This window comes from Limnobaculum parvum, assembly GCF_003096015.2.
Lineage (GTDB): Bacteria > Pseudomonadota > Gammaproteobacteria > Enterobacterales > Enterobacteriaceae > Limnobaculum > Limnobaculum parvum.
Map to the genome: position 1 here is coordinate 402,501 of NZ_CP029185.2, position 20,874 is coordinate 423,374.

Genomic DNA, 20,874 nt, shown 5'->3' on the forward strand with positions numbered 1-20,874 from the left:
TGGGAAACGATGTGGGAAGGCATAGACAGCCAGGATGTTGGCTTAGAAGCAGCCATCATTTAAAGAAAGCGTAATAGCTCACTGGTCGAGTCGGCCTGCGCGGAAGATGTAACGGGGCTAAACCATGCACCGAAGCTGCGGCAGCGATATGAAAGTATTGTTGGGTAGGGGAGCGTTCTGTAAGCCTGTGAAGCTGGACTGTGAGGTCTGGTGGAGGTATCAGAAGTGCGAATGCTGACATAAGTAACGATAAAGCGGGTGAAAAGCCCGCTCGCCGGAAGACCAAGGGTTCCTGTCCAACGTTAATCGGGGCAGGGTGAGTCGACCCCTAAGGCGAGGCCGAAAGGCGTAGTCGATGGGAAACAGGTTAATATTCCTGTACTTGGTGTTACTGCGAAGGGGGGACGAAGAAGGCTAGGCTATCCGGGCGACGGTTGTCCCGGTTTAAGCGTGTAGGTGGGTCGATTAGGTAAATCCGGTTGACTATTAACACTGAGGCGTGATGACGAGCCACTACGGTGGTGAAGTAGTTGATGCCCTGCTTCCAGGAAAAGCCTCTAAGCTCCAGGTAACATTAAATCGTACCCCAAACCGACACAGGTGGTCAGGTAGAGAATACTCAGGCGCTTGAGAGAACTCGGGTGAAGGAACTAGGCAAAATGGTGCCGTAACTTCGGGAGAAGGCACGCTGACGTTAGGTGAAGAGACTTGCTCTCGGAGCTGAAGTCAGTCGAAGATACCAGCTGGCTGCAACTGTTTATTAAAAACACAGCACTGTGCAAACACGAAAGTGGACGTATACGGTGTGACGCCTGCCCGGTGCTGGAAGGTTAATTGATGGGGTTAGCGTAAGCGAAGCTCTTGATCGAAGCCCCAGTAAACGGCGGCCGTAACTATAACGGTCCTAAGGTAGCGAAATTCCTTGTCGGGTAAGTTCCGACCTGCACGAATGGCGTAATGATGGCCAGGCTGTCTCCACCCGAGACTCAGTGAAATTGAACTCGCAGTGAAGATGCTGTGTACCCGCGGCAAGACGGAAAGACCCCGTGAACCTTTACTATAGCTTGACACTGAACATTGAGCCTTGATGTGTAGGATAGGTGGGAGGCTTAGAAGCGTGGACGCCAGTCTGCGTGGAGCCAACCTTGAAATACCACCCTTTAATGTTTGATGTTCTAACTTTGACCCGTTATCCGGGTTGAGGACAGTGTCTGGTGGGTAGTTTGACTGGGGCGGTCTCCTCCCAAAGAGTAACGGAGGAGCACGAAGGTTAGCTAATCACGGTCGGACATCGTGAGGTTAGTGCAATGGCATAAGCTAGCTTGACTGCGAGAGTGACGGCTCGAGCAGGTACGAAAGTAGGTCATAGTGATCCGGTGGTTCTGAATGGAAGGGCCATCGCTCAACGGATAAAAGGTACTCCGGGGATAACAGGCTGATACCGCCCAAGAGTTCATATCGACGGCGGTGTTTGGCACCTCGATGTCGGCTCATCACATCCTGGGGCTGAAGTAGGTCCCAAGGGTACGGCTGTTCGCCGTTTAAAGTGGTACGCGAGCTGGGTTTAGAACGTCGTGAGACAGTTCGGTCCCTATCTGCCGTGGGCGTTGGAAGATTGAGAGGGGTTGCTCCTAGTACGAGAGGACCGGAGTGAACGCACCACTGGTGTTCGGGTTGTCATGCCAATGGCATTGCCCGGTAGCTACGTGCGGAAAAGATAACCGCTGAAAGCATCTAAGCGGGAAACTTGCCTCGAGATGAGTCTTCCCTTGGACCTTGAGTCCACTGAAGGAACGTTAAAGACTATGACGTTGATAGGTCGGGTGTGTAAGCGTAGCGATACGTTGAGCTAACCGATACTAATGAACCGTGAGACTTAACCTTACAACACCGAAGGTGTTTTGATGAGAGAGACGAATTTAAATTTCAGCGAATGTTCAGGATTGGAATGGATGGTTGTGCGGGATAGCGATATCGTAGTGCAACGGTTCATGAAACGGAATATGCCTGGCGGCGATAGCGCGGTGGTCCCACCTGACCCCATGCCGAACTCAGAAGTGAAACGCCGTAGCGCCGATGGTAGTGTGGGGCTTCCCCATGCGAGAGTAGGGAACTGCCAGGCTTTAAATTAGAAGTGTACAGTAAGTAGTAAACTACGTAAGAAAATAAATCTTGCGATGGTTAAGTGACAAAGTCATTTTAACTACTAGACTGTAGATTATTATCAGTTTTATATCTGATAAACCAGTTTTGGCGCTGATATGGCTCAGTTGGTAGAGCGCACCCTTGGTAAGGGTGAGGTCCCCAGTTCGACTCTGGGTATCAGCACCACTTAATTATGTTAGACATAGAAAGAATTTGTCTGGCGGCGATAGCGCGGTGGTCCCACCTGACCCCATGCCGAACTCAGAAGTGAAACGCCGTAGCGCCGATGGTAGTGTGGGGCTTCCCCATGCGAGAGTAGGGAACTGCCAGACTTTAATTAAGAGAAACCCTCAGTGAAAGCTGAGGGTTTTTTACTTTGGTGCTGATGCTGTTCGCTACTCAAGAGAGAGTAGGATAAAGCGGCGAAAAGGGTTTGAGCAACGTGCAACGTTGGCCCGAAGGGTGAATGACGGCGTCATTCATAAACTGCCAGATTTAATTAAGAGAAGCCCTTAGCGAAAGCTGAGGGCTTTTTGCTTTGGTGTTGATGCAGTTACTCGAGAGTAGGATAAATCCGCGAAGGTAAATAACTTCGTTATTCATCAAAATCCGGACGTTAAATAAGAAGTGCTGTTCTTCAATTGGGTTCTTCTTGGCTTTGTCGTGTAGAAGTAGTCAGCGTAACGAATGAGCAGCGTGTCATGTTGTTCAGAAGGGTGTGGCACTTAAGTCATCCGTAAACGGGTAAGCGCCAAAGCAAAATTATTAAGCACTTTCCCGCTAATTCATACCACTATCAAATATTGAACCGTAAAGCGAATACAGAGAATATATCAGGCATATTGATATCTGATGAAGATCTAAATAAGCACTGCGCTATGGTCGATTTAGGAGGGATTCAAAGCTAACTGGTATGTGTGGAATGTTTCAGATCTATTGATAAGCGATTTGCTTATCATTGCTGTATCAATAAATTGTCTATGGTGAATAACTCAAAAAAGATGGGGAAAATAATAATAAAAAAACCCGCCATAAATTAGCGGGTTTAGCATTAATCAAGTCGTACTTAGTCTGCTTTTTTACATTCCAGCAGGCCACGGTAGATCAGGCCACCAACAATACCACCAATGATAGGTACCAGCCAGAAAATCCACAGTTGCTCTAATGCCCAGCCGCCTTGGAAAATTGCAACGCCAGTACTACGCGCTGGGTTAACGGAGGTATTAGTTACAGGAATACTGATTAAGTGAATCAGCGTTAAGGCCAGACCAATCGCAATAGGAGCGAATCCCGCAGGAGCGCGTTTATCCGTTGCACCATGGATGATGATCAGGAAGAATGCGGTTAATACGAATTCAGCAGCAATAGCCGCCTGCAGAGAGAAGCCACCAGGAGAATGTTCGCCATAACCGTTAGAAGCGAATCCACCGGCGCTAGCATCGAAGCCTGCTTTACCACTGGCAATCAGGTATAGCACCGCACCAGCAGCAATACCGCCAATAACTTGTGTAATGATGTATGGAACAACGTCTTTAGCAGGAAAACGACCACCTGCAAATAAGCCAAGCGTTACTGCTGGGTTGAAATGCCCACCAGAAATATGGCCGACAGCATAAGCCATGGTTAATACGGTAAGACCGAATGCCAGTGCTACACCCGCAAAGCCAATGCCTAAGCCGGGAAACGCAGCAGCTAAAACAGCACTACCACAACCACCGAAGACTAGCCAAAAAGTACCAAAGAACTCAGCTGAGAGTTTTCTTAACATGATGTAATTTTCCTTAAAAAGATAAATAGGCATACTAACAATTAGTATGGCTACCCTATGAATATAGTCCATTACGACTGACGGGCCAGAGTGTATACCGAGCAGTGCTTTTTATTCAAATGTGCGATATTAGTCACACAAGAAGCGTTGCTCGCAACACCTCAAGATTGCATCAATATAATTTATTGATATTTAATATTTTTTTATACCTCATTGTTATAATGAGACTATGCGTTCATTATCCTTATACATTTTTTTGATTTTATGCGATTGTTTATATCGTTTTAATCTATAATTTAGTATTTATAATTATTATTAGTTTCTATACGGTAGTATTTAGTGCGAATATATTTAATATGAAGTAGTTATTACTTGCCAATGAGTTGTTTTTAAGGGGTAAAACCAAACACAGTATCCTAAATGTAAAGGAAATAAGTAGTAACTGGCGATGCTGGATAATCTAATTCCGTATTAAACCTATAAGAGTTGCTGTGGAGATTGTCTGGAGATCTCTGGTTTGCCATCAGATAACATTAAAGGCGCCATCGGCGCCTTTAAGAGAGCTAACCTTCATCATTAATGGGATACGCTACTCGATGCACCATAACCCGTTTGTGAACGAATAGATTGAGAGTAGAACAATTCTCTTTCTTGAGTCGCATTTTCAGATGTATCAGTGATGGAGAAGAACCAAGTTCCCATGAAAGCAATTATCATGGAGAACAATGCTGGGTATTCATAAGGGTAGATGGCTTTTTCATGCCCCAGAATTTGTACCCAGATAGTAGGGCCGAGGATCATTAGTCCTACCGCGCTGAGCAACCCCAACCAACCTCCAATCATAGCTCCTCGTGTGGTTAGTTTTTTCCAATACATTGACAGAATAATGATAGGGAAGTTACAACTTGCCGCGATAGAGAAAGCTAGACCGACCATGAAAGCGATGTTTTGCTTTTCAAATAGAATGCCCAACCCGATGGCCACAAACCCTAAGACTACAGTGGTTATTTTTGATACTTTCAGCTCATCTCGTTCAGTCGCCTGACCTTGCTTGATAACATTAGCATACAGGTCGTGAGAAACTGCGGAGGCACCAGCCAGAGTTAAACCCGCTACCACAGCAAGAATAGTGGCAAACGCAACGGCAGAGATAAATCCAAGGAAGAAACTGCCTCCAACGGCATTAGCAAGGTGTATTGCAGCCATGTTTGTTCCACCGAGAAGGGCACCCGCCGCATCTTTAAACGCAGGGTTTCCACCTACAAGGAAGATAGCCCCAAACCCGATAATAAAGGTCAGGATATAGAAATAACCAATAAAGCCTGTGGCATAAAATACGCTTTTGCGTGCTTCCTTTGCATCATTCACGGTAAAAAATCGCATGATGATATGTGGTAATCCGGCAGTACCAAACATCAATGCTAAACCTAATGAGAGCGCTGAGATCGGATCGGAAACTAATCCACCCGGACTCATAATAGCAGCGCCTTTCGGGCTGGTTTTAATTGCCTGAACGAAGAGTTCATTAAAATTGAAGTTAACGGATTTCATCACCATGATGGCCATAAAACTGGCACCGGCAAGTAATAATACCGCTTTGATGATTTGTACCCATGTAGTCGCTAACATGCCGCCAAACAACACGTACATCACCATCAGAATCCCTACTAGGACTACTGCAACGTGGTAGTTCAGACCAAACAGTAACTGAATTAGCTTGCCGGCCCCTACCATTTGGGCAATCAGATACAGAGCAACTACTACCAGTGAACCACAGGCCGATAAGGTACGGATCTGTTTTTGTCCCAGACGGTATGATGCGACATCGGCAAATGTATATTTGCCTAGGTTACGCAAGCGTTCGGCTATCAGAAACAGAATAATCGGCCAGCCGATTAAGAACCCGATAGAGTAAATCAGGCCATCGTAACCGGAGGTATAAACTAATGCGGAGATACCAAGGAAAGACGCGGCAGACATAAAGTCACCGGCAATAGCTAAACCATTTTGTAGGCCAGTTATTTTGCCTCCCGCTGTATAGTAGTCGGAGCGGGAGCGTGTCCGTTTGGAGGCCCAGTAAGTAATATATAAGGTTAACCCAACAAACAGGATAAACATGACGATAGCTTCAATATTGAGCGGCTGGCGTTTGACCGCGCCACCAATGGTATCAGCAAAAACCTGCGGGGTGGCTGCCAGTATCGGTAAGGCAGAGAGAAAACGAATTTTCATTGGTGTGCCTCATTCAAAATTTGTGCATTGAGTTCATCAAACTCTCTGTTCGCGCGATAGACATAGATTCCAGTTAAAATAAACGAGGCAAGGATCAGACCAATGCCAATTGGAATGCCGCGGGTAATACTGATACCTTCTGAAACAGGCGTACCCAACCATTGAGGCTCAAAAGCGATCAGTAGAATGAAGCTGACATACATGGCTAATGTAATAAACGAGAGCGTCCAGGCAAATATGTCCCGTTTGCGCACCAGATCTTTGAAGCGTGGGTTATTTTCAATCCGTTGATAAATATGGTCATTCATCAGATCGTCTCCTGTGAGATAAAGATTGAATATTGCCGCGTAAGGCGGTGTAGGTTATGAGGCTGCTTTCATTAACTCTTTTTCCTGCAATAGCTTCTCAACTACACCTGGATCGGCCAGGGTAGAGGTATCTCCCAGATTGCTGGTATCGCCATCAGCGATTTTCCGTAGAATGCGCCGCATAATTTTACCCGAACGCGTTTTAGGAAGGGTTTGGGTCCAGTGTAAGATATCGGGTGTGGCTATTGGTCCAATTTCTTTACGTACCCATTTAATAACATCGTCATAAAGTTCATCGCTGGGCACCTCGCCGTAATTCAGCGTGATATAGGCATAAATAGCCTGTCCTTTAATGTAGTGAGGGATACCGACTACCGCGGCTTCGGCAATTTTAGGGTGAGCAACCAGCGCCGATTCGATTTCCGCCGTTCCCAGACGATGTCCTGATACGTTCAGAACATCATCGACTCGGCCAGTTATCCAGTAATATCCATCTTCATCACGACGAGCACCGTCTCCACTGAAGTAGAAACCTTTGAATGAGGCAAAGTAAGTCTGTTCGAATCGGTCATGGTCACCATAAAGTGTACGGGCTTGGCCGGGCCATGAATCGGTTATCACGAGATTGCCTTCACAGGCATGACTTAACAGGTTCCCATCATTATCGACTAATGCAGGTTTGACGCCGAAGAAAGGCAATGTAGCGGAACCTGCTTTTAGCTCCGTTGCGCCAGGAAGGGGTGTTAACATAAAACCGCCGGTTTCTGTTTGCCACCACGTATCAACAATCGGACATTTTCCGTTACCAATCGTGTAGTAATACCACTCCCAAGCTTCCGGGTTGATGGGTTCACCAACACTGCCCATGATTCTCAGGGAGCGGCGTGTGGTATCCGTAATAGCCAGATTACCTTGTGCCATCAGAGAGCGAATGGCTGTAGGAGCGGTATACAGAATATTGACCTGATATTTATCTATCAGCTGTGACATACGGTTAGGGCCGGGATGGGTTAATAATCCTTCAAAAAAGAGCGTTGTGGCCCCATTACACAGTGGCCCATATAGCGCATAGCTATGGCCTGTGACCCAGCCCATATCGGCTGTACACCAATATATTTCGCCATCATGGTAATCAAATACATATTTGAAGGTTAGGGCTGCATAGACCAAATAACCACCAGTGGTATGTAGCACGCCTTTTGGTTTGCCAGTTGAGCCCGAAGTGTAGAGAATGAATAGTGGACTTTCAGCTGGAAGTTCTACCGGAGCACATTCATCACTTGCTGCATCGACCAGTTCATGCCACCACTGGTCATGATTCGGTTTCCAGTTGATGGTATTACCGGTTCGTCTGAAAACAATGGTGTGTTCAACGCTATTCACGTTAGGATTAGCTAACGCATCATCGATATTCTTTTTCAGCGGGATGGTTTTGCCTGCTCGTAATCCTTCATCAGCGGTAATCACCAGACGAGAACTGGAATCGATAATACGTCCGGCAATGGCTTCAGGAGAAAAACCAGCAAAGATAACGGAATGGATCAGTCCTAGGCGAGCACAGGCCAGCATAGCGATAGCGGTTTCCGGTACCATTGGCATATAAATCGCGACTACGTCACCCTGCTTCATGCCCAGTGATTTAAGTACATTGGCAAATTTGCATACCCGGTGATAGAGCTGACGATAAGTAATTTTTTGCGTTTCACTGCCGTCATCACTTTCCCAGATAATTGCCGTTTGGTCACCACGGGTTTCCAGATGACGATCTAAGCAGTTAGCTGACAGATTTAGCGTTCCGTCTTCAAACCAACGAATATCAATATTGCTAGGGGAAAATGACGTATTTTTAACCTTGGTATAAGGTTTCATCCAATCAATAATTTTCCCCTGTGTACCCCAAAACGTGTCAGGATCTTCTACTGACTGCTGATACATAGCCTGATATTGCTGTTTATTGATCAGCGCGTTTTCTGCTATAGCAGCAGGAACGGGATGTTTATGAACAGTGCTCATTATTGACCCCTTTATTTTTGTTAACATAATGTAATTTAGTTGTTATGCAAACGTTTCGCACATTTTATGTTTGTTTTTTGGGCGGAGGATCACGCTTCATTACAGTGGATAATGATGGGTAGGTATAAAATAGCTTTAAAAGACAAATGAATAGGCTGATATGAATATAATTACAGTTATTTATTCTGATAGGTTAAAATTGAACACTATTTCGATGCGCCAAAAAAAGGAATGGTGGGAGGATAAAAATCAGCCGGAATAGTTTTAGTGTAAAAAGGTGGTTGAATATAAAGTAGCCTGATGACATATCAATTCAGTAAAAAACACACTTTTCTCCCCACTTTTATCTCCATGTTGACCATTAGCTGTAAAAATCGGAACTAATATACCGATAATGCGACTTATTGCGTTTCTACCACGTTCATCTTGTCATACTTATCATGAGTTATTATTCCTTGGTGATTTCTATTATAATATATAAATATCAAATAATTAGATTGGTATTTGTTTAGGAAAAGTATATTAAATACACTTCATAAAACCACGAAAATAGTGGTAAACCGCTCTTCTTTTTTTGCAATTAACAATGCTATCTTGTGGGTTTTATTCCAGTTAATTCATCTGTATTTCAGTGTTTATGTAAAGAAAAATGTAATTTTCCTATATAAGATGCTAAAAAGAGCGTCTGTATTTTTTCCATGGTACTTTCTGACCATAAAACTAAGGGAGTGTTGATATTCTAGCGGGGTATTATCTGTTTGAAGACCCGCATAAAAATAATGAAAAGCCTTACTTAAGGCGAGCCTGTAAGCAGGCATTTAACAAGATTGAAGGATTTTTGATATATGAAAGGTTTTAAAATTACTTTGGCCTGGCAGATTTTGATTGCTCTGGTACTTGGGATCATTGTTGGTTCGCTGATGCATGGCGGGGAATCAACCGATTGGTTAGTTGTGAACATCTTCAAACCGGCTGGCGACATTTTTATTCGTCTGATTAAGATGATAGTGGTACCCATTGTGGTATCAACATTGGTGGTCGGTATTGCCGGTGTCGGCGATGCTAAAAAGTTGGGCCGCATCGGGCTGAAAACCATTATTTATTTTGAGATTATCACCACCGTAGCCATTGTTATTGGTTTGGTGGCGGCTAATGTTTTTCAACCCGGTCACGGTATTGATATGTCCCAACTGCATGCGGTGGATATATCCCAATATAAGGCAACTACGGCAGAAGTGCAGGGCGGGACGCATAGTTTAGTCATCACGATTATGTCGTTAATTCCAACCAATATCTTCAAAGCATTAGCATCAGGCGAGATGCTACCGATCATTTTCTTCTCTGTGCTGTTTGGATTAGGGCTGTCGTCACTGCCTAAAGAGACACGGGCACCTTTACTGAACGTGTTCAGATCGATGTCTGAAACTATGTTCAGAGTGACCCATATGATTATGCGTTATGCACCTGTTGGTGTGTTTGCATTGATCTCAGTGACTGTTGCAACCTTTGGTTTCTCTTCATTAATTCCATTAGTGAAGCTTGTTGCGCTGGTTTATGGCGCGATTATTTTCTTTGCATTAGTCGTTCTGGGTACAGTAGCGCGCATATGTGGTTTACGTATCTGGACTTTAATCCGCATTCTGAAAGATGAGCTAATTTTGGCCTATTCGACCGCCAGCTCAGAAACAGTATTGCCGAGAATTATCGAAAAGATGGAAGCCTATGGGGCACCTAAAGCCATTACCGGCTTTGTCGTTCCTACCGGTTATTCTTTTAATTTGGATGGCTCAACGCTCTATCAAAGTATTGCGGCTATCTTTATCGCGCAACTCTATGGCATTGAGCTGTCGTTGATGCAGGAGGTTACGCTGGTATTAACGCTGATGGTGACCTCTAAAGGCATTGCCGGTGTGCCTGGTGTATCCTTTGTGGTGTTACTGGCAACATTAGGTAGCGTAGGTATCCCTCTGGATGGCCTGATGTTTATCGCGGGAGTGGACCGTATCATGGATATGGCGCGTACTGCACTGAACGTTGTAGGTAATGCGCTGGCTGTGCTGGTTATTGCTAAGTGGGAAAGGCAGTTTGATAAAGATAAAGCGCGGGCTTATGAAGAAGAGATTTTTGGTAAGACAAAAATGGCCTGATAGCTCTTTTTTATAGTGAGACAGCCACCTTAGGGTGGCTGTTTTGTTGATAAAACCGCTCAAGCTAATGAATCAAGCCATTACGGTGTAGTCACTTTCCAGAACGCTTGGCATTTGGTGTGCTCAGGCGTGATATTCAATACAGAATGTACCTTTGCCTAATTGTTTAGCTTGATACATTGCTTGATCAGCTAAAGATAATAATGTTTCCGGTTTAAGCAGATCGTCGTTTAAGGCGATTGCAATACCGATACTGGCACTAAGCCTGACAGGCATCTGATCAATGTGGGTAACTTCAGATAACCCCTGTAGTAGCCGTTGACTAATGGTTGACACAATGTGTTGAGGATTATCTGAATGACTGAACAAAATGGTGAATTCATCACCGGCGAGGCGGGCAGCCATATCGTTCTGTCGTACCGATTTACAGATAATGTCGGCGACAGTTTGTAAAACTTTATCCCCAAATTCATGACCATAACTATCATTGATTTCTTTAAATCCATCTAAATCGAGGAAGAACAGCGCCAGCCATAGATGTTGATCGGGATCGAGCAGCATATTGTTTAATGTATCAATAAACGATCTGCGGTTTGGCAGATTGGTGAGCATATCGTGGGATGCTTCAAATATCAGGGTTTGCTGTAGCTGTTTAAGCTCGGTGATATCAAGAGAAAGGATATAGAACTCGCCTTGTTCACGATCTCTGTTGGGGATCAGGGTAGTTTGAACATATTTCATGCCCTCTTTGGTCGACAATGTATTTTCAAACGAGACTTTTTGGCCTGAAATCACCTTCTCTATATAGCGTTGAGCTGCCCGAAAACTACTTTTACCAATAACGTCAGGCATATACATACCGATAATGTTTTTGGTCTGTAAACCGAACCAGTCTTCATAGGTTTTATTGTTAAACGTGTAATGAAGCTGATGATTAACGCAACTGACTAAGGCAGGGACGTTATCTGTAATCTCTTTCAGACGTTCTTTTTCGATATTCAGTAAATTTTGGGTTTCAATTCGTTGTTCCACTTCCTCATTGACCAGATGCAACATTCTTTCCAGTTGTTCGGTGCGATCTTTTACTCTGGTTTCCAATTCATCTGTCAGTTTCTTGAGTTCATTTTCAATGGATACCTTGTCATTGATGTCCACGATGATGGAAATAAAGTGCTCAGGCATTCCCTGACTGTTTTTCACCATTGAAACGGTTAGTAACACCCAGAAGAGATGTTTTTGTTTAGTGATATAGCGTTTTTCGATGGTGTAAGTTTCTATTTTTCCATCTAACACTTCTTGCAGCAGCTCGAGGTCGGTATTCAGATCGTCAGGGTAAGTAATCTCCTGAAAGGTCTTGTTTAATAGCTCTGGTTCAGGATAACCCAACAGTTCACAAAGTTTTGGGTTTACCCGTAGCCATTGGCCGGTTAGGGAGACATTAGCCATGCCAACCGCAGCCTGATTGAAGGTCTGGGCAAACATAGATTCAGTATTACTCAGACTATCTTCAACTTTACGGGTATAAGTGGTTTCTTCAAGACTGTGGAAATACTGTTCAACAATTTTGGCGAAATCACTCAATTTCCGTTCATCATCTTGATTGAATTTATGTTTTTTTGAATCGCTGATACACAGCGTTCCTAGGGGAATACCCTGACGAGAGTGAATTTGGCAGCCAGCATAAAACACCAGATGAGGCGCTTCAACGACAGGTTGAATATGACTGAAGCGAGGATCTTTACGCAGGTCGGGAACGACAAATACCGATCGTTGCATGATGGCGTGACTGCATACTGAAATATCTCGCGAGGTTTCAGTCAGTGATAAACCGAAACATGATTTGAACCACTGCCTGTCGCTATCAATCAGAGTGACCAGTGCGATAGGCACATTAAAAAAATCCGCCGCTAAACGGGTCACTCGGTCTAACTGCTCTGAAGGCGGAGTATCCAGTATCTGAAGGGACTTTAGTATTTCAATTCGTTGCTTTTCAGTATTGGGTAGCCGGAGAGGAATCATCAGCACGTTCTCATTGTTATATATACCTTTAAAGTATAGACAATAATTTATGATTTACAGTCAAGCGATTGAAATGATTCCTGTATTAATTTTAGGGAAGTATGACCTGTTTCAGCAGCATAAATATTAGCAAGCTGAGAATTACTGAAACCAACGTGTTACGAATAAATAGTGCCAATAAAACAGAGATAACAGCACCAATAAAGTAAGGATTAAGTGGAAGCGCTCGAAATCCATGGTCGTCCAGAAAAATAATCGGTCCGCAAATGGCGGTCAAAATTGCCGGTATCGAAAATCCCAACAGCTTCTTGATGGTTGGACTCAGTTTGATTGGCAAGCCGGGTTCTAAAAATAAGTAGCGATTGATAAATACAACCAATGCCGTAGTGAAAATAACCAACCAGATCATGCTTTATCTCCCATAACTAGCGAAGTGATTAATCCGGCAAGCATAGCCGTTACTCCAGAAATGATTAACGAACTGGGGACATGAAAATAACCCAGTACAATGGATAATATCAGTGCGGTAAATACACAAACGAGCGTTGGAATATTTTTAATTAACGGGGCTACAATCACAATAAAGGTTGCCGCAATGGAGAAATCTAATCCATAGCTGCTTAAGTTTTCTATCTGAGTGGCGGCTAACACGCCAGCCAGTGTGGACAGTAGCCAAAAAATATAGAAAAACAGCCCAACTCCAAGTGCATACCAGCGGTCGAACTCTGCGGTACTGCGTTTTCCAATCAGTGCAAATAGTTCATCGGTTAACAGAAAGCCTAATAGCAGACGCCATCTTAACGGTAATGGTGATATGCGATCTCGTAGGGTCAAACCGTAAAGTAGGTGCTGTGAAGAGATAAAGAAGGCTGAGACCATAATTGCCATGACGCCAGCACCGGCTTTTATCATTCCCATTGCCGCCAGTTGGGTGGCGCCCGCAAAGATGATGGCCGACATGCCAACACCTTCTGTGGGCGTCATGCCGCTCTCAATAGCCATTGAGCCTGCCAGAATCCCCCAAGGTAATACCGCCAGACTTAGTGGTAATATCGCAATACAACCCTTTATAAAGCTGCGCCACCCCGTTTGATGCCTATTTTCTGATATTAACTCGCTCATGATGCTACTGATTACCCGTAAACTTCACTGATTTGTGTGTTGTTTTTATACCACAAACTCGAGATGACAATGATTCTATAAGCTATTTCTGATGGATATATTGGTTTTCTGATTATTACTGTTGACTATAAATCAATTATCTTGTGAATTTATTGCGATTTTTTTGATGAATAAAACAGGTACACTATCCCTATTCAATAGGGTACCCATCAGACCGTTCTCGATAGGTGCAACATCACATTAATTAAGCGAAACGAAATTATGAGTAAGATTCTGATTATCAATGCAATGAAAAAATTCGCACACTCTAACGGTGAGCTGAACTTAACTCTGCATCATGCCGCTGCGGATTTTTTACGCCAGGCCGGACATGAGGTAAAAGAGAGCATTATCGATCACGGCTATGTTGTGGAAGATGAGATCGAGAAATACCTTTGGGCTGATACGGTGATTTACCAGCAGCCAGGCTGGTGGATGGGTACTCCATGGATTCTTAAAAAATACATTGATGACGTGTTTACCGAAGGTCATGGTCGTCTGTATGCCAGTGATGGTCGTTCTCGTTCAGACGCTTCGAAAAAGTATGGTTCAGGCGGTTTGATTCAGGGGAAAACTTATATGCTGTCGGTCACCTGGAATGCGCCACAGGAAGCGTTTGACGACCCGTCACAATTTTTTGAAGGTGCTGGAGTTGATGGTGTCTACCTGCCGTTCCACAAAGCGAACCAGTTTTTAGGCATGAAACCTCTCCCTACATTCTTATGTGTAGATGTGATGAAGCAGCCTGATGTAGAGAACAACCTTACGCGCTTACGTGAACATTTGGCTGCTGTTTTTGCCTAATTTTGCAGGGTTGTCTACAAAACGGTCATCAAAAGTGACCGTTTTTTTATATCGGGGGTAATATGACCACAGGGTAACTAATCATGCGGCGATTCCCTATCTTACTGATGTTGGCCGTGGAGCTCTGATGTTATCTAAATTTCAGTTAGTCAGTTAGTCAGTTAGATAGCTTGAACAGTTACTCGAAAGCCTGACTGAAACGTGAGGGCAGTGGAATTAACCATTTGATTCAGAAATAACTTATTATGGAATTGATTTTTCTAGGTACTGGTGCCGGAACACCAAGTAAAGAACGAAATGTGAGCAGCCTAGTACTGAATCTGCTTAGTGAACGGAATAGCTTTTGGATGTTTGATTGTGGGGAAGGAACTCAGCATCAGGTTTTGCATTCTTCAATAAGACTTGGGCGTCTGGAAAAGATCTTTATCACTCATTTACATGGGGATCATATCTTTGGTCTGCCTGGATTACTCAGTAGTCGCTCAATGGCTGGTTCTCAGGATCCACTGGCGCTGTATGGCCCGCCGGGCATTAAAGCGTTTGTTGAGACTGCACTGAACCTCAGTGGTTCTTATCTGACCTACCCACTGGAGATTATAGAAATTCAACCGGGTAAGGTGGTGGAAGACCAACAGTTTTGCGTCACTGCATTGCCGTTGGTACATGGGATAGAAAGCTTTGGCTATCGAATTGTAGAAACCGATAAACCGGGGACTTTGGATGCTTCTCGTTTATTGGCCGAAGGGATACCTGCGGGCCCAATTTTTCAGCGCTTGAAAGCCGGTGAACTGGTTTCATTGGATGATGGCCGAGTGGTTAACGGTCATGATTATCTTGGCCCAGCTCAGAAAGGGCGATCGTTAGCAATATTTGGCGATACTTCCCCCTCTGAAACATCATTAGTGCTGGCTAAAAATGTTGATGTGATGGTTCATGAAACCACACTGGAAGCATCAATGGCCGAGCAGGCCAATAGCCGGGGGCATTCTACAACTCAACAGACGGCGGAGTTGGCTAAGGCTGCGGGAGCCAAACGTTTAATCATTACTCATTTTAGTGCGCGTTATGATTCAGAAGAGAGTGTTCGCTTGCTGGCCGAGTGTCAGGAAATATTCCCACAAACTGAGATGGCTTGTGATTTAGCTGTATTCACACTTTAGTTAGCTTATTCAGGTATCTGTTATGCAGATACCCTGATGGTGTTCACCCGTAAAATATTCGTTCGCTGTTATTATTTATGACCAGCTAATGTAGATGATAATATTAGTAAGAATTCTTATTCCTCTAGATTAAAGAGTGTTTTTGATTTCTGTAATTAACTGTGATAAATGTAATGTGTCTCCAATTCGTTATTTGTAATTATTATTTAATATACCTGTTTGGTAAAATAATGCTCAGATTAACAATTTTATAAAAATAATGTTTTTTATGGTTTTGGATAGGTGAAAATATTTTATTAGTTGGTAATATTCTGCATTCTAATATAAATCAGAGAATGTTATGTACAGTAAATTGATTGTTTCATTAGCTGAGCACCCTCAGTACTTTGATGATGTAATGGAGTGGTGCTATCGGGAGTTTTGGGAAGGGCCAAAAACCGATAATTTTGAGCTTAAAGAGTTTTTGAGTGAACATCTCAAGAAGAATAGGATTCCCTGTTCTTTAGTTGCCCTGTGTGATGGTAGACCTGTAGGCTCAGTGCACCTGATGGAAAGAGAGCATGATATTAATCCCTTTTTTCCCTGCCTAGGTGGCCTCTATGTTTTACCCGGATACCGAAAGCTTGGTTTTGGTTCTATGCTGATTGAAAATGCGTTAGAGCGAGCACGAATAAATGGTTTTCCGAATGTCTATTTGGCGGCAGACGAGAGTATTACCTATTATGTTTCTCGGGGTTGGACAGTGATTGCACCAGACGAGCAAAGTGAACTTTATATTATCTCAAGGCCAAGTCGGATGTCTTTTTTTTCTGTGAATACCAATATGCTACATTAATATATTTAAGTAGTGATTACATATTAATCTTTTTGCCTCATTCTAACGATATGGCTACTTTATTAGTTACCTTATTTTTTGGATATTCGTGTTGTTAATAATATCAGCGTGGAACTATTTTTCCGATAAAACTCTCTTGATTAAAAAATAGAGGCTATAAGAATTAAGATGACTTCTAATTATATTTAATTAACACCATGCGGGTGTATCACACAGATTGATATCATCATTGATTGCCATTTTTCAGCCTTTAACATTATAATAAAAACACTGTTCCAATTTTTCTGAAACGAATACCAGCATGAGGTGGCAACCAAATGGCCGCGGATGATTTAGATAAACAACCAGATTCAGTCTCATCAGTATTGAAAGTTTTTGGCATATTGAATGCGTTAGGCGAAGAACATGAGATGGGAATCTCCGAGCTGGCTCAACAGGTAATGATGTCGAAAAGTACGGTATATCGTTTCCTGCAAACGATGAAGACATTAGGTTATGTGACGCAAGAAGGGGAATCGGATAAATACTCTCTTACACTGAAGCTATTCGAATTAGGTTCAAAGTCATTACAGCATGTTGATTTAATTCGCTATGCCAATATTCAAATGCGTGAAATATCCAAACAAACTAAAGAGGCTATTCATCTAGGGGCGCTGGATGATGATGCCATTATTTACATTCATAAAATTGATTCGCTGTATAACCTGAGAATGTACTCGCGCATTGGACGCCGTAACCCAATCCATACTACAGCAATTGGTAAAGTCTTGATGGCATGGAGCGATCCACTGGAAGTTCAGGAAACGTTAAGCAAGACTACCTTTACTCGCAGTACAGATAATACCATTCTGTGTTCTGAAGATTTTGTTTCGGTGTTAGAGCAGGCCAAAGAACAAGGCTTTGCGGAAGATATTGAAGAACAAGAAGAAGGACTACGTTGTATCGCGGTACCCGTATTCGATCGTTTCGGTATTGTCACCGTTGGTTTAAGTATTTCATTACCGACTATCCGTTTTTCTGAAGAGAACAAGCCTCAAATTATTAAGATGTTGCATGATGCGGCTCGTAATATCTCTTCGCAGATGGGCTATCACGACTATCCGTTTTAAGTTCTAGCAGCAAGGGGACTGAGTCCCCTTTTGTTGTCATCAACGATGCATGATTCCGTGAAATATTATCCACGTTCAAACGTATTAATTACGTGACGCAACAAAATTCAGACGTCAGACAACGTTTTTTGTCGGATATACGTGTACATTTCAATCAGATTTTTGGCTAAATAGCTTTATATCAATCGAATATTACTCTTTGACAGGATTCGGTTTATGAAATTGAAATGTGCAATTATTGATGATTTTCAGAATGTCGCTTTATCTATGGCTGACTGGTCTCAGTTACGGGATCGGGTAGACGTATTTTCACTCTCTCAACATATTTCCGGTGAGCAGGAACTGGCAGACAGAATTGGTGATTGTGAAATTGTCATCATCATGCGGGAACGCACACCATTTACTGAGTCGTTATTGGCTAAATTGCCTAAACTTAAACTGTTGATTACTTCTGGCATGCGTAATGCTGCTATTGATGTGAAAGCAGCGATGGCTCAGGGAGTCACAGTTTGCGGAACACCAAGCGGTTCAGAACCCCCGATGGAACTAACTTGGGCGCTGATTTTAGGGCTAGCCCGCCATATTGTGCCGGAGAATAATGCATTGCGCCAAAATGGAGTATGGCAGAGTACCGTGGGGGTAACTCTCAGCGGTAAACGCCTTGGGCTGTTGGGATTAGGCAAAATTGGTGGGCGGGTTGCTCAGGTTGCTAAAACATTTGGCATGGAGGTCTCAGCCTGGAGTCCGAATTTGACGGCTGAGCGAGCAAGTGAAGTTGGGGTTGAATTGGCGCCATCAAAAGAGGCTCTGCTAGAGAGTAGCGATTTTGTTTCCATTCATCTGGTTCTGGGTGAACGCTCCCGAGGATTAATCGGTGAAGCTGAGTTGAACAGAATGAAGTCAAAGGCATTTCTAATTAATACCTCTCGGGCTGCAATTGTCGATCAGGCCGCGCTCATTGATGCTTTGAGTCATCAGCGTATTGCTGGCGCTGGACTGGACGTGTTTGAAATAGAACCATTACCAGAAAGTGATATTCTGCGTACTTTACCCAATGTATTAGCAACGCCACATTTAGGATATGTTTCTGACAGCAACTATCAGGGGTATTTTCAGGGGGCAGTTGAAGATATCCTTGCTTATCTTGCAAAAAAACCGATTCGCCAGTTAAGTTGAATTTATTTGATGTTTATTTCTAAAAATATGCCTCACCGTTTATTGTGAGGCATCTATTTAAAATGGTTATATATCCTATTAATTATATTTTGCAACGCGTTAAATTAAGGGTGTGGTTTCAAGTAAAATATCTTACTTTTAAATAGTTAGCCTAAGTCAAAGAAAGGGTAATCTCTATTGCTCGCTGATAGATGAAACATTTGTTACTAGTGTATACTCCAAGTTAATAATTTTCTATTTAGGTTATATAGAGTCGGGGACCAAATGATAAATAATAATAAGACGGGCGAAAAAGTGACAAAGGGTGCAATGATTACTGAGGAAATATTGGACACTTTAATAGAACAATGTGCTGCAAGATATGCGATGGTCAAAGAAAAAGTTTCTCTTAGCGGTGATATTAGCGATGAGACTCTGCGTCTGATTGGGCCAACAACCAATGATATTGCGGAAATTTGCGTGATTAATGTCTATCAGGCTCGTTATTATCTGTTGAAGTTAATGGAAGAAGGGCGAGTATTAAAAACCGGCGTGAAAAAGGGTTACCCATTGCACTGGTGGTTGATTGGTGCTGAAAAATAATTTTTATATTATGTGATGTTATCTTTAAAGAGATTAACATCAGGAATGAGTTAATAACTCGAAGATAGCAGATTAGCGTTTTCTGTTATTAAAAAGTGTATCTTTTAAATACCAATTCATACTTCTCTCATTTTTCTTCTTATCGGTTAGTTATTTTTTTCTTGTATTTCCGTTAACGTTAGCAATGAATCAATTTCACTGTTCTGCATTTTTGTAGTGGTGGAGATAATTCATTTCTATCTGGCTATAATCAGTTATTATCAATAAATATCCGCCAGAAAAGGATGACATTGATGTTCATCAGCCGATTATCTATTTCGACCATGCCCGTTATCGGGGCTCTTTCTTGCATCTTGCTGAGTTCAATCGCTATGGCAACACAGATTTCTGATAACCGGATGTTAGCTAAAACCGGTGATGTTATTCAGGTACGCCTTGATGAGTTGCATCCAACACAGGTCGCCGTGGGTAAGCTGCAAATTGCTGGTGATTTAGATGACTATGCAAGAAAGCCTGAAAAGTTGCTTGCGGATCTCTGTAAGGTTCAAGGGGCCGGTAAACTGGAACAGCAAAATCCATCTTCCTCTCCTAAGGATCCCTCGTCATATCGTTGCACGTTACCAGCAGGAACAGATAAATCAGCAATGAATACGGTTGATATTGGTCCAGGCGGAAAGATTTATCTGACCGATGGGCATCATGCTTTTAATAGCTTTTGGGAAGCCAGCGGTGGTGATGTTCGTTTAAGCGTATTAGTCGGGGAAAATCTGAGTCGTGATGTAAAAGGCAATCCCGTTAGTCAGACTCAATTTGAGCAGAAAATGGCTGAGCTAAAACATTTCTTACCCATTGATGCCAAAGGTAATCGAATTACGTTTGCACAATTACCACCGTCTCTTGGGTTGAAATCATTTCAGGACGATCCTTGGCGTTCAATGCTCTACTATTTAAGGGGCATTTCTTATGATAAGTCAGATAACAATTTGGATCCGAAAACCGGTAAGCCTTATCCTGAAGTGCCTTTTCTGGAGTTTTATTGGGGACAATTGCTGAACAGTAAAATGGATTTAAGTCAGTACTCACTATCAGAGTTAGCCGGATATATCAGCGCGTTGAACGATGCGGCCCAAATAATGACTGAACTATCGCCAGAGCAACACGTGGGAGACTCAGGAAAGAGTGCTGCGGAGTTGGGTAAGCTAGACAAAGTATATAACAAGAAACTGAAGAAATTGTCAGAACCAGACTCTAAACTGGCGAAGGCTCTGGCTTATCAAGCTTCCCATCCGCAATAATTTCTGGTTTATCTCATTCGGTTGAGCCAAGAATGACTCCATTCTTCTGGTGTATCTGGATAGTTAAGGGATAATGCCTGATTGAGGGCGTATAGGGTTGGTGATGGTAGTTCACCGGGC

The 20,874-nt window shown here is 43.1% G+C and carries 15 protein-coding genes, 1 tRNA gene and 3 rRNA genes (1 of these 19 cut by a window edge); 12 read left to right on the top strand and 7 right to left on the bottom strand.

All coding sequences use genetic code 11. The annotated features are described in order from the left end of the window. The 4 genes from HYN51_RS01230 to rrf (HYN51_RS01245) form a co-directional block, all read left to right on the top strand. Window positions 1-1,884 (top strand): 23S ribosomal RNA (locus HYN51_RS01230) (it extends 1,022 nt beyond the left edge of the window). 122 nt (window positions 1,885-2,006) lie between these two features. Continuing rightward, a 5S ribosomal RNA gene (rrf, locus tag HYN51_RS01235) occupies window positions 2,007-2,122 on the top strand. A 133-nt stretch (window positions 2,123-2,255) separates the two neighbouring features. Continuing rightward, window positions 2,256-2,331: transfer RNA gene (locus tag HYN51_RS01240), tRNA-Thr, on the top strand. Between the two features lie 30 nt (window positions 2,332-2,361). Next, window positions 2,362-2,477: ribosomal RNA gene (gene rrf / locus HYN51_RS01245) — 5S ribosomal RNA — on the top strand. 734 nt (window positions 2,478-3,211) lie between these two features. Here rrf (HYN51_RS01245) and aqpZ read toward each other — a convergent pair. From aqpZ to acs, 4 genes are all read right to left on the bottom strand, one after another. Continuing rightward, a complete protein-coding gene (aqpZ, locus tag HYN51_RS01250; protein ID WP_108901185.1) occupies window positions 3,212-3,913 on the bottom strand; it encodes an aquaporin Z in 702 nt (233 codons plus the stop codon). 576 nt (window positions 3,914-4,489) lie between these two features. Beyond that, a complete protein-coding gene (locus HYN51_RS01255; RefSeq protein WP_108901186.1) occupies window positions 4,490-6,145 on the bottom strand; it encodes a cation acetate symporter in 1,656 nt (551 codons plus the stop codon). Continuing rightward, the gene (locus HYN51_RS01260; RefSeq protein WP_108901187.1) at window positions 6,142-6,453 is read right to left on the bottom strand and encodes a DUF485 domain-containing protein; all 312 of its coding nucleotides are present in this window, start codon (window positions 6,451-6,453) and stop codon (window positions 6,142-6,144) included. Before HYN51_RS01260 ends, HYN51_RS01255 begins: the two co-directional genes overlap by 4 nt. A gap of 54 nt (window positions 6,454-6,507) precedes the next feature. Further along, entirely contained in the window at window positions 6,508-8,466 is a 1,959-nt protein-coding gene (gene acs / locus HYN51_RS01265) for an acetate--CoA ligase (RefSeq protein WP_108901188.1), read from the bottom strand. A gap of 845 nt (window positions 8,467-9,311) precedes the next feature. Between acs and gltP the strand changes: the two genes are divergently transcribed. Further along, complete coding sequence (gene gltP, locus HYN51_RS01270; RefSeq protein WP_108901189.1) at window positions 9,312-10,613, top strand: glutamate/aspartate:proton symporter GltP; 1,302 nt, start codon at window positions 9,312-9,314, stop codon at window positions 10,611-10,613. Window positions 10,614-10,736: 123 nt separating this feature from the next. Here gltP and HYN51_RS01275 read toward each other — a convergent pair whose 3' ends face one another. The 3 genes from HYN51_RS01275 to HYN51_RS01285 form a co-directional block, all read right to left on the bottom strand. Further along, a complete protein-coding gene (locus HYN51_RS01275) occupies window positions 10,737-12,632 on the bottom strand; it encodes a diguanylate cyclase domain-containing protein (RefSeq protein ID WP_108901190.1) in 1,896 nt (631 codons plus the stop codon). Between the two features lie 91 nt (window positions 12,633-12,723). Beyond that, window positions 12,724-13,041: an AzlD domain-containing protein gene (locus HYN51_RS01280; protein ID WP_108901191.1), complete on the bottom strand. Its 318-nt coding sequence runs from the start codon at window positions 13,039-13,041 to the stop codon at window positions 12,724-12,726. Next, window positions 13,038-13,754, bottom strand: coding sequence for an AzlC family ABC transporter permease (locus tag HYN51_RS01285; RefSeq protein WP_108901192.1), 717 nt, complete (start codon window positions 13,752-13,754; stop codon window positions 13,038-13,040). The genes HYN51_RS01280 and HYN51_RS01285 overlap by 4 nt, the downstream gene beginning before the upstream one ends. Window positions 13,755-14,015: 261 nt before the next feature. Between HYN51_RS01285 and HYN51_RS01290 the strand changes: the two genes are divergently transcribed. From HYN51_RS01290 to HYN51_RS01320, 7 genes are all read left to right on the top strand, one after another. Further along, the gene (locus tag HYN51_RS01290) at window positions 14,016-14,597 is read left to right on the top strand and encodes an NAD(P)H-dependent oxidoreductase (RefSeq protein ID WP_108901193.1); all 582 of its coding nucleotides are present in this window, start codon (window positions 14,016-14,018) and stop codon (window positions 14,595-14,597) included. Between the two features lie 245 nt (window positions 14,598-14,842). Continuing rightward, complete coding sequence (gene rnz, locus HYN51_RS01295) at window positions 14,843-15,757, top strand: ribonuclease Z (protein WP_108901194.1); 915 nt, start codon at window positions 14,843-14,845, stop codon at window positions 15,755-15,757. A 340-nt stretch (window positions 15,758-16,097) separates the two neighbouring features. Next, entirely contained in the window at window positions 16,098-16,592 is a 495-nt protein-coding gene (locus tag HYN51_RS01300; RefSeq protein WP_108901195.1) for a GNAT family N-acetyltransferase, read from the top strand. A 317-nt stretch (window positions 16,593-16,909) separates the two neighbouring features. Next, complete coding sequence (gene kdgR / locus HYN51_RS01305) at window positions 16,910-17,701, top strand: DNA-binding transcriptional regulator KdgR (RefSeq protein WP_108901196.1); 792 nt, start codon at window positions 16,910-16,912, stop codon at window positions 17,699-17,701. Between the two features lie 216 nt (window positions 17,702-17,917). Next, on the top strand, window positions 17,918-18,877 hold the full coding sequence (locus tag HYN51_RS01310; RefSeq protein ID WP_108901197.1) for a D-2-hydroxyacid dehydrogenase family protein: 960 nt from the start codon (window positions 17,918-17,920) through the stop codon (window positions 18,875-18,877). Window positions 18,878-19,141: 264 nt separating this feature from the next. Beyond that, the gene (locus HYN51_RS01315; protein WP_108901198.1) at window positions 19,142-19,459 is read left to right on the top strand and encodes a FaeA/PapI family transcriptional regulator; all 318 of its coding nucleotides are present in this window, start codon (window positions 19,142-19,144) and stop codon (window positions 19,457-19,459) included. Between the two features lie 293 nt (window positions 19,460-19,752). Further along, on the top strand, window positions 19,753-20,754 hold the full coding sequence (locus tag HYN51_RS01320) for a ParB-like protein (RefSeq protein ID WP_157952948.1): 1,002 nt from the start codon (window positions 19,753-19,755) through the stop codon (window positions 20,752-20,754). The last annotated feature ends 120 nt before the right edge of the window (window positions 20,755-20,874 follow it).

Excerpts from the sequence above, each read along its gene's own strand:
- acs (WP_108901188.1), bottom strand. The coding sequence starts at position 8,466 with ATGAGCACTGTTCATAAACATCCCGTTCCTGCTGCTATAGCAGAAAAC.
- aqpZ (WP_108901185.1), bottom strand. The coding sequence starts at position 3,913 with ATGTTAAGAAAACTCTCAGCTGAGTTCTTTGGTACTTTTTGGCTAGTC.
- HYN51_RS01315 (WP_108901198.1), top strand. The coding sequence starts at position 19,142 with ATGATAAATAATAATAAGACGGGCGAAAAAGTGACAAAGGGTGCAATG.
- HYN51_RS01275 (WP_108901190.1), bottom strand. The coding sequence starts at position 12,632 with ATGATTCCTCTCCGGCTACCCAATACTGAAAAGCAACGAATTGAAATA.
- HYN51_RS01310 (WP_108901197.1), top strand. The coding sequence starts at position 17,918 with ATGAAATTGAAATGTGCAATTATTGATGATTTTCAGAATGTCGCTTTA.
- HYN51_RS01320 (WP_157952948.1), top strand. The coding sequence starts at position 19,753 with ATGTTCATCAGCCGATTATCTATTTCGACCATGCCCGTTATCGGGGCT.
- HYN51_RS01285 (WP_108901192.1), bottom strand. The coding sequence starts at position 13,754 with ATGAGCGAGTTAATATCAGAAAATAGGCATCAAACGGGGTGGCGCAGC.
- HYN51_RS01290 (WP_108901193.1), top strand. The coding sequence starts at position 14,016 with ATGAGTAAGATTCTGATTATCAATGCAATGAAAAAATTCGCACACTCT.
- rnz (WP_108901194.1), top strand. The coding sequence starts at position 14,843 with ATGGAATTGATTTTTCTAGGTACTGGTGCCGGAACACCAAGTAAAGAA.
- HYN51_RS01255 (WP_108901186.1), bottom strand. The coding sequence starts at position 6,145 with ATGAAAATTCGTTTTCTCTCTGCCTTACCGATACTGGCAGCCACCCCG.
- HYN51_RS01260 (WP_108901187.1), bottom strand. The coding sequence starts at position 6,453 with ATGAATGACCATATTTATCAACGGATTGAAAATAACCCACGCTTCAAA.
- gltP (WP_108901189.1), top strand. The coding sequence starts at position 9,312 with ATGAAAGGTTTTAAAATTACTTTGGCCTGGCAGATTTTGATTGCTCTG.
- kdgR (WP_108901196.1), top strand. The coding sequence starts at position 16,910 with ATGGCCGCGGATGATTTAGATAAACAACCAGATTCAGTCTCATCAGTA.
- HYN51_RS01280 (WP_108901191.1), bottom strand. The coding sequence starts at position 13,041 with ATGATCTGGTTGGTTATTTTCACTACGGCATTGGTTGTATTTATCAAT.
- HYN51_RS01300 (WP_108901195.1), top strand. The coding sequence starts at position 16,098 with ATGTACAGTAAATTGATTGTTTCATTAGCTGAGCACCCTCAGTACTTT.